This window comes from Streptomyces sp. NPDC043685 (assembly GCF_056436585.1).
The window spans coordinates 1-9,039 of the sequence record NZ_JBWKCH010000020.1; the positions used below are offsets into that span (position 1 = coordinate 1).

Annotated in this window: 8 protein-coding genes; all 8 read right to left on the bottom strand. The window is 67.7% G+C overall.

What is annotated here, in order from left to right; genetic code table 11:
* Window positions 1-293: 293 nt before the first annotated feature.
* Window positions 294-1,136, bottom strand: coding sequence for an ABC transporter permease (locus AC0665_RS37510; RefSeq protein WP_478706822.1), 843 nt, complete (start codon window positions 1,134-1,136; stop codon window positions 294-296).
* Window positions 1,133-2,038 carry an ABC transporter permease gene (locus AC0665_RS37515; protein WP_478706823.1) on the bottom strand — a complete coding sequence of 302 codons (906 nt, stop codon included), beginning with the start codon at window positions 2,036-2,038 and terminating at the stop codon, window positions 1,133-1,135. Before AC0665_RS37515 ends, AC0665_RS37510 begins: the two co-directional genes overlap by 4 nt.
* 4 nt (window positions 2,039-2,042) lie before the next feature.
* Window positions 2,043-3,209 (bottom strand): ABC transporter ATP-binding protein, encoded by a 1,167-nt coding sequence (locus AC0665_RS37520; RefSeq protein ID WP_478611409.1) that lies wholly within the window; start codon window positions 3,207-3,209, stop codon window positions 2,043-2,045.
* Entirely contained in the window at window positions 3,202-4,296 is a 1,095-nt protein-coding gene (locus tag AC0665_RS37525; RefSeq protein ID WP_478706824.1) for an ABC transporter substrate-binding protein, read from the bottom strand. The genes AC0665_RS37520 and AC0665_RS37525 overlap by 8 nt, the downstream gene beginning before the upstream one ends.
* Before the next feature lie 255 nt (window positions 4,297-4,551).
* Entirely contained in the window at window positions 4,552-5,232 is a 681-nt protein-coding gene (locus AC0665_RS37530; RefSeq protein ID WP_358956873.1) for a haloacid dehalogenase type II, read from the bottom strand.
* 54 nt (window positions 5,233-5,286) lie between these two features.
* Complete coding sequence (locus AC0665_RS37535; protein WP_478611403.1) at window positions 5,287-6,366, bottom strand: phosphotransferase; 1,080 nt, start codon at window positions 6,364-6,366, stop codon at window positions 5,287-5,289.
* A 23-nt stretch (window positions 6,367-6,389) separates the two neighbouring features.
* Window positions 6,390-7,739 (bottom strand): aspartate aminotransferase family protein, encoded by a 1,350-nt coding sequence (locus AC0665_RS37540; protein WP_468412621.1) that lies wholly within the window; start codon window positions 7,737-7,739, stop codon window positions 6,390-6,392.
* 339 nt (window positions 7,740-8,078) lie between these two features.
* Window positions 8,079-8,489, bottom strand: coding sequence for a hypothetical protein (locus AC0665_RS37545; protein ID WP_478611397.1), 411 nt, complete (start codon window positions 8,487-8,489; stop codon window positions 8,079-8,081).
* Window positions 8,490-9,039 lie beyond the last annotated feature (550 nt).

Sequence of the window (9,039 nt, forward strand, 5' to 3'; positions counted from 1 at the left end):
TCGCCGGTGGCCGGGTTGTCGACCGGCAGGGTCCGGCCGGACTCCGCGTCCTGCCAGCCACCACCGATGAACAGCTGCTTGGGAACATCACGGACAACGGGCGTGGTCATGGCGGGTCTTCTCCTTAGGGCGTGATGCAGCTGGTGGTGTGGAGGTGCGGCCGCTGTCGTGACGCTTGAGCAGGTCGAGGGGAGCGGGGCCGGGCATCGGGGGAGAGACGCCCGGCCCCGCTGGTTCAGCAGCCCATGAACCCGGGCGGCTCGCTCTTCTCGGTGAGAAGGACGGTTCCTGGATCAGGTGAGGGGTTCGACGGGGAGGACGCTGCCTTGCTGGTTGCGGTGTCCGCCGAGTTTGCGGACGAGGGCGACCAGGGCGAGGGCGAGGATGGCCAGGGCGATCAGGACGGCGCTGACGGCGGTGACGGTCGGGTCGACGTCGAATTGGAGGGCGTTGAAGACCAGGACCGGCAGGGTGCGGGTGTCGGGGGTGGACAGGAACTGGGCGATGAAGAATTCGTCGAAGCTGGTGATGAAGGAGAAGATCGCTGCGGCGATGAGGCCGGGGGTGGCCAGGGGGAAGGTGATGCGCCTGGCGATGGTGAGGCGGCTGGCGCCCATGCTGGCGGCGGCGTCTTCGAGGCGTTCGTCGATGCCACGCAGGGTGGAGATCATGATGAGGATCGCGATGGGTGCGGCCAGCACGGTATGACCCAGGGCGATGGCCAGGGGGCTGCCGAGCATGCCGGCGGGTTCGAAGAACAGGAACAGCCCGAGCGCGATGACGACTTGCGGGATGAGCATGGGGGCCAGGACCAGGCCGTAGACGGCTGCGTGCAGCGGGAGGCGGCCGCGGGCCAGGGCGGTGGCCGCGGTCACGCCCAGGATGAGGGCGAAGACGGTGGTCAGGGCGGCGATGAGGCTGGACAGGGCGATGGAGGTGGCCCAGTTCCCGCCTGGTGCGGCCATCTGCTCGTACCAGCGGGTGCTGTAGTCCATCGGGGGGAAGGTGCCGATGCCGTCGGCGCCGAAGGAGGTGACCAGGATGATCACGATGGGCAGGGCCAGGAACAGCAGGATCGCGGTGGCACTCAGGGCGCGGCCGATGTGGCCGGCCCGGGTGGGAGGCAGTTCCATCATGAGCTGCTCCTTCGTGCGGCCGCCTTCTTACGGCGCAGCTTGGCCAGGCCGAGGATGCCCAGTCCGGCGAAGGTGAGCAGGAGCAGGATGACGCCGAAGGCGGCGGCGGAGTTCCACTGGTCCTGCTTCATCACCTGCTGGTCGATCAGGGCCGCGACGACGGTTTGTTTGTCGCCGCCCATCAGGGCGGGGGTGATGTAGTAGCCCAGGCAGAGGATGAAGCTGAGCAGTCCTGCCGTGCCGACGCCGGGGGCGACCAGGGGCAGGTAGATGCGGGTGAAGATGGTCAAGCGCCCGGCGCCGAACCCGGCGGCCGCGGCCAGGAGCCGGCCGTCGACCCCGCGCATCACGCCCTGGAGAACGAGGACGGTGTAGGGGAGCATCACGGAGGTGGTGCCAATGACCACACCGGTCTCGTTGTAGAGCAGCGAGAAGGGTGCGCCAGGGACGTGCGCGGAGGTGAGCAGGGTGTTGATGATGCCGTGCTCGCCGAGCATGATGATCCACCCGTAGGTGCGGACCAGGGCGCTGATGAAGTGCGGCACGACCACGATCAGCATCGCCAGCGCCGCGAAGACGGGTCGCATGCGGGCGATGGCGTGGGCCAGCACGAACCCCACCAGCAGACTCAGCACCGCTGTTTCGGCGGAGATGCGCAGGGTGGAGACCAGCGCGGAGAGGTTCACGCCGGTGAGGGCGTCGGTGTACCAGTGCAGGGTGAAGCCGCCGGTGTCGCCTTTGAGGCTGAGGGAGAGCACCCCGATGATGGGGTAGACGAACAGCACGAGCAGGAACACCGTAACGGGGACGGCGTTGAGCAGGGCGAGGCGTGAGCGGTGCCCGCGTTTTGCGGAGGTTGTCTTCACGCGCACCTTGCCGGGTGCGAGAGCGGTGCCGGCCACGGGTTCACCCCCCGTCCGACTCGTCGAAGACACTGACGTCCTCACGGTCAGCGGTGACACACACCCGCTCACCCACGTGCGGCGGGGCCGCGGCGGTCTCGATCCGCAGCGGCGGCGTCCCCGGCGCGGCACCGTCCAGACGGACCGTCACCCGCGTCAACGAACCGCAGTACACAGCTGTTTCGACCGTGCCGGCGCAGCAGCTCTCCTCGGCGCTGACCAGGCGCAGCTTGCTCGGTCGGACCGCGGCACGGACCCGTTGCCCCGGCACGCACGCGTGGGCGCGGGCCGTCAGCACACCGCCGGTGTCCAGCCGAATCCGAGTGCTGCTGCCTTCCCCGCCTTCTTCCACCTTGCCGGTGAGGAAGTTCGCGGCGCCGAGGAAGTCGGCGACGAACGGGGTGCGAGGGCGCTCGAACAGGCCGCGCGGGGTGTCGAACTGCTCGATCCGGCCGTCCTTCATGATGGCGATCCGGTCCGACAGAACCAACGCCTCCTCCTGATCGTGCGTCACATAGACGACAGTCAGGCCAAGTTCACGCTGGATGGTCTTGATCTCGGTCTGCATCTGGTCACGCAGCTTCTTGTCCAGCGCACCCAGCGGCTCGTCCATCAGCACGATCGGCGGACGGTAGACCAGGACCCGGCACAGCGCCACGCGCTGCTGCTGGCCGCCGGACAGTTCACGGGGCTTGCGGCCGGCGAACTTCGACAGGCCCGCCGCCTCCAAGGTCTCGCCGACCCGGCGTCGGATCTCCGCCTTGTCCACCCCGCGCAGGGTGAGCGGGAAGGCGACGTTCTCGTGGACGGTCATGTGCGGGAACAGCAGGTACTGCTGGAAGACAAATCCGAAGTCACGCTTGCCTGGGTTGAGGCGGGTGATGTCCCGGCCGTCGACGGTGATGCTGCCGGAGTCGGGCTCGGTGAAACCGGCCAGCATCATCAGCGTGGTGGTCTTGCCGGAGCCGGAGGAGCCGAGGAAGGTGACGAACTCACCCGCGGCGATGTCCATGTCGACCCCGTCGACGACCGTCGTCCCGCTGTAGGACTTCCGCAGCCCCGTCACCGACAATGACTTGCCGGTGGCGGAGTTGGACTGCGGAGCCAGGACGGCGGCGAGTTCGTCGACCGACAGCTTCCCGGTGGTGAGGCTGGTGGTCCGCTCAGGCATCCGCCCACTCCTGCCAGCGCTTGGTGACGGCGTCGCGGTTCTTGTCCCACCAGGCCACGTCCGCGTCGAAACCGGTCTTGAGGTTCTTCGGCGAGGTCGGCTGGTTGACCAGATCGTCCTCCGAAAGCAGCTTGATGGCCGCCGGGACGACCGGGCTGCCCGAGTACAGCTTGGCGAAGCCCGCCTGGATCTCGGGGCGCAGGGAGAAGTCGATCAGCTTGTAGGCGGCGTCGGTGTTGTCCGCGCCCTTGGGGATGCCCCAGCCGCTGGTCATCCGGCGGGCCCCGTTCCACTGGTAGGCCACCGGCATGCCCTGCTTGATCAGCTCGTCCGCGCGGCCGCCCCACAGGCTGGTGGCGACGACCTCCTTACGGCCCAGCAGCACCGCCGGCAGAGCGCCGGTGTTCCAGAACTTCTTCACCTCGCCGCGAATACGCGACATCGACTTGAAGGCCCGGTCCACATCCAGCGGATAGAGCTTGTCCATCGGTACACCGTCGGCCAGCAGCGCGAACTCCAGCTCCGGCAGGTCCACTTCGGCGCTCTGCAGGGAGCGCGGACCGGCGAAGGCATCGGTGTTCCAGAAGTCCTCCCAGCTCCTGGGCGCCCGCTTCAGGCTGTCCGTGCGGTACGCCATCACACTCGCCCACACGTTCTTGCCCACCGCGTGCTCCGCCAGCTGCGCCTTGTCGATTCCGGCACCCTTGACGTTCTTCAGCCGGTCGTAATCCACCGGCTCCAGACATTCCAGACGCGCCATCTTCTGGAAGATCAGCAGCCCGTTGTCCATCAGGTCCACCTGCGGACGGCCCTGCTTGACCTGCGCGATGACCTGCGCCGACTGGTAGTTGACGGTGGTGACCGTAATGCCGGTCTCCTTGGTGAAAGGCTCGTAGATCGCCTTGGTCAGCGCGTCGTTGTAGGCGCCACCGCTGTTGCTGACGACGAGCCGCTTCTTCCCGCCGCCCGACGCGGTGCGGCTCTCGCCGTTGCCCATGAGCGAGCCGCATCCGGTCATCGCCGTCGCGGCGGCCAGAGCGCCTGCGGTGCGAAGTACGGTTCTGCGTCCTATCCGGTTGCCTTCCATGGCGGTGCCTCCTGGAAATCGCTGGGGATACGGGGGGTATGTGTTGCGGGGACGTACGGGTCGCCGGGGACCGGCTGGCACGTCGTGATCGACCAACGGAAACGCGCAGGGCGCATGGGGGTGCCGCGCGATACCGGGGAGAAGGAGAAGAGAACGCTGGTCCAGGTGCGCAAAGCACCGGATGTGTCCGGCACGGCAGACAGAAATCGCAGGAGATACCCGGACGTCTGCCGTGCGGGACAGTAGTGGCTTCGGTCAGATGCCGAGCATGGTGTTGAGGTCGTCCAGGGACTTCACGGTGACGTAGTCGTAGCCGTGGGTCACCGGGTCGTAGCCGCGGTCCAGCAGGACCAGGTTGCGGAAGCCCATGTCGTGCATCGACTGGTGGTCGTAACGGGTGTGCGAGGCGACGTGCACGAAGTCCTCGGGGGACGCGTCGAGCTTCTCGAGCATGTACTCGAAAGCGGCGTAGCGGGGCTTGTAGTAGCCGGCCTGCTCAGCGGTGAGGACCGCGTGGAAGTCCGCCCCGAGCTTGGGCACGCTCTCCGCGAGGAAGGAGTCGTCGGCGTTGGAGAGGATCACCAGTTTGTAGTGCTCGGCCATCTTCTTCAGCGGCTCCACCACGTCCGGGTGGGGTCCCCAGCTGCGCACGCCGGCGGCGAACCGCTTGCCGGCGTCCGGCGCGGCCTTGACACCCCACTTGCGGCAGACCCGCTCGAAGGAGTCCTGGAGCACCTGCTCGTAGGGGTAGTACTCGCCGCGCACCTGGTCGTAGCGGTAGCCGCGGAACTCCCGCACGAACTGGTCCCACTGCTCCGCGGGGATCTGGTCGCCGACGAGTTCGTACGTGATGGGGGTGATGGGGTATTCGATCAGCGTGCCGTAGCAGTCGAACGAGACGTACTTCGGTCGGAACTGCAGGGAGGGAATGGCCATGGAGATGTTCCAATCTGTTTCTCGGGGAACCGCACAGGTGCGGGGAGGGGTTGTTCAGGAAGGCCCGTGAGGGGCTTCCCGCAGGTGCGCGACGACGTCGTCCAGGGGCACGCTCAAGGAGCGCTCGACGTTGATCCAGTCGTCCTTGGCGTGGTCGAGGAGGTACTCGCGCCGTTCGGGTACGCGCTCCGCGCGCCAGTTCGTGATCAGCGCACGCAGGGTGAGTCGCGCCAGCGCGGCGACCGGGAGCAACGGCAGTTCGAAGGCCCGGACAGGCCGCTCCCGCCGGTAGCCGGCGAAGAAGGCGCAGGCGTCCCGCCAGGGATCATCCGGCGTCCTGCCGAGCAGGTTGGCCATGGGGACGGCGGGGTCGAAGATCACCGCACTGCGCACGGTGTCGCCGAAGTCGATGACCCCGGTGACGAACCGATCAGTCGTGGGATCCACCACGATGTTGTAGGGGCTGAAGTCACCGTGGATGACTTGGGTCTCGAGATCGTCCAGGCTCGGGACGACGTTTTCGCCGAAGAGCCGCAGGACCGTTCGGGCCGACCGGCGGTGCTCGGGGTGAGGCGTGTGCTCGACCAGCTCGGCCAGCCGGTGGAAGTGCCGGATGTCCCACGCCAGACCTCGTCGGTCTGCCGGGTGTGAGAACTCTCCGAGTGCCACATCGACCAGCCCGAGCATCTCGCCCGCCTTGGCGAGCTGCTCCGCGTCCGGGTCCGCATCGGCCAGGACCTGGCCTTCGAGGAAGTCGAACACCCGCAGGATCCGGGTCCTGCCGTCGTTCAGCCTGATGGTCACATGGTCTTCTCCGCCGGCGGTCAGCTTCACCCGCTGTACGGGCAGATGCGGGGCGGTGCTCTCGAGGTAGCGCATCGCGGCGGTCTGGAGGGCGACGACCCCCTCGGCCTCTTCAGGGGGTGAGACCTTCACGAGGTGGCGGCTCGACTCGGTGCCGAGTCTGAACGTGTCGTCCTTCTCGGTCGCCAGTCTGTCCAGACGCCCGCCGAGGCGGTAGTGCTTCTCAAGGAAGATGCTCACCAGCATCCCGTCGATGGGCTGATGGGACGACGTCAGGCCGCTCTCTTCGAGGAGCCGTTGTGCGAAGGTCGGAGCTGGTGAGGTGTTCACGGTCAGTCCCTTCGGCCGGCCTGCTACAGGCGGTTTTTCGCGACCTCGGCGAAGGTCTCGAGGAAGCGGGTCACATCGGCGGAGTCGAAGGCCAGCGGGGGGCGGATCTTCAGCGTGTTCGCCGACGTGCCCGTGCCGTTGATCAGGATGCGGCGGTCGCGCATGTCGTTGATGACGTCTTCGGCGAGTGCGCGGTCGGGCTCGAGCGTCTCCCGGTCCTTGACGATCTCCACGCCGACGAAGAGACCGGCGCCGCGGACTTCGGAGACGTAGGGGGAGTCCTTGGTGATCTCCCGCAGCCCGGCGCGCAGAGCCTTGCCGCTCTCCAGGACCCGCTGCTGCACGTTCTCCTTCTCGATGACGTCCAGCACCGCGGCGCCGGCGGCCACGGGGATGGAGCTGCCACCGAAGGTGTTGAAGTAGCGGACGTTGCGTCCGAACTCCTCGCAGACCTCGGGGCGGAAGACCACTCCCGAGATCGGCAGACCGTTGCCCATCGGCTTGCCCATGGTGACGATGTCCGGCACCACGCCGTGGCGGCTGAAGCCCCACATCGAGTCCCCGAGCCGGGCGAATCCCGACTGGACCTCGTCCGCGATGTAGACACCGCCCGCCGCGTGCACCTCCTCCACCACAGCCTGCATGTAGCCGGGCGGGTCGGTGAAGATGCCGTCACTGCTGTAGGCACAGTCGGTGATCAGCGCGGCGAGACGGTAGCCGTGGCGCTCGAGGTCGTCGATGGCGCCGCGCACCTGCTGCCGCATGTGCTCGTCGAGTGTGGAACCGGGCGCGACGATGCGCGGGTCGGGAGCGTCGATGAGCCGGACGTTCGGACCGAGCGGTGAGCCGGCGCCCAGGGTCGGCGAGAAGCTCGCCACCTCGCGGGTGATGCCGTGGTAGGCCCAGCGGGTGACGATGATGCCCTCGCCGCCCGTGTGGAACCTCGCCACGCGCATGGCCAGGTCGTTCGCCTCCGAGCCGCTGCAGGCGATGCTCAGCTTCGACAGCTCCTCGGGGAAGGTCGCGAGAAGCCGCTCCGCGTAGTCGACCAGTGCTTCCTGCACATAGCGCGTGTTGGTGTTGACCGCGGTCATCTGCCGGGCCACGGCCTCGGCCACGTGAGGGTGGGCGTGCCCGACGCACGGGACGTTGTTGTAGGCGTCGAGATAGTCATTGCCGTCACGGTCGATCAGGTGGGCGCCGTGACCGGAGACGAATTCGACGGGTTCCTTGTAGATGAGCGTGTATCCGGGGCCCAGGACCCGGTCGCGGCGCTCGATGGTCTTGCGGAGGTGTTCGGGGAGTTCACTCACCGCGCCCGGGTCGAACCGATTGGGGTAGTGGGCGATTGCCCGACTAAGCGTGGAAGTCATCTGCAGGCACACCTTCCGTCCGTTTTCCGTCGAGGTTGCTCGCTGCTGTGGCTGAGACCATACCATCGTTCGTTCCAGTTCCAACCTGAAACTAGAAAGTTTTCCGGCTGGATCCGCATGATTTTTCGAGTGCCGGGAACTGGCTGGTAACTCCCGTGCTGGAAAGGCGAGTTGGGGCTTTTTTAGGTGGCCCGGAGAGTCGCCCGCCGACCTGTGGAGCCCCTGTCAGAGCGAGACCCCACGCCCGGCAGGGGGAGGGGGGCCGGGCGTGGGGCGGTCGGGTGGGTGGCTGGAACCAGCCAGTTCCAAGGGTGCGTCGGCACCCGCGGGGAGCTGAGCTCAGTCAGTGGTGCGGGGGCCGGGTTCGGGGTCGAGGAGTTCGGCGAGGTGCAGGGCGTGGATGTCCCGGCCGTCGGCGAGGTGGTCGATCTGGGTGGCGCAGCTGAAGCCGTCGGCGATGACGGGGCGTCCGTCGAGGGTGTCGAGGCGGGGTGTGAGGGCCAGGTCGGCGACGGCGATGGAGGTGTCGTAGTGCTGGGCTTCGAAGCCGAAGTTGCCGGCCAGGCCGCAGCATCCTTCGGCCTCGTCGACGCTGTGCACGCCGAGCCGTCGCAGCAGGTCGGCGGGGTGGCGGCCTTTGAAGGTGGCGTATTCGTGGCAGTGGGTCTGGAGCACGACGCTGTCGGGCAGCGGCGGCGGGCTCCAGCCCGGGTCGGCCAGATCGGTCAGCGCACCCGTGAAGGTGTGCACGCGGTCGGCGACCCGTCGGGCGCGCCTCGTCCATGCCCTCCACCGCACTGGGCGAGTAACGCAGGATCTCCGGCACGTCCTCGGCCGCCTCGACCACGTCGTCGTAGCCGAGGCTGAGGAGGGTGGAGGCCTGTGCGGTCGCCATCAGGCGGACCGTCGCAGCGGTCACGACCGCACAGGAGCCTTCGGTGCCCACCAGCGCGCGGGCCAGATCGAAGCCGTTCTCCGGCAACAGGTGCTGGAGCTGATAACCGGAGACCTGACGCGGGATACGCCCCAACTCCGTGCGCAGCAACGCCAAATTGTCCTGCACCAGGCGCTTGAGGTCCGCCTCCAGCCGGGCGACGCGCGCCCCGTCACGAGGATCATGCGGATGCAGACCCGCCTGATCGGCCACGGCCCGCACACCGTCCGCCGTCACGATCTCCAACGCCACGACATGCCCACTGGTCCGCCCGTCGCGCACCGACCGGTTCCCGCACGCGTCGTTGCCGATCATCCCGCCGAGAGTGCACCGGCTGTGCGACGACGGATCCGGCCCGAAATCCAG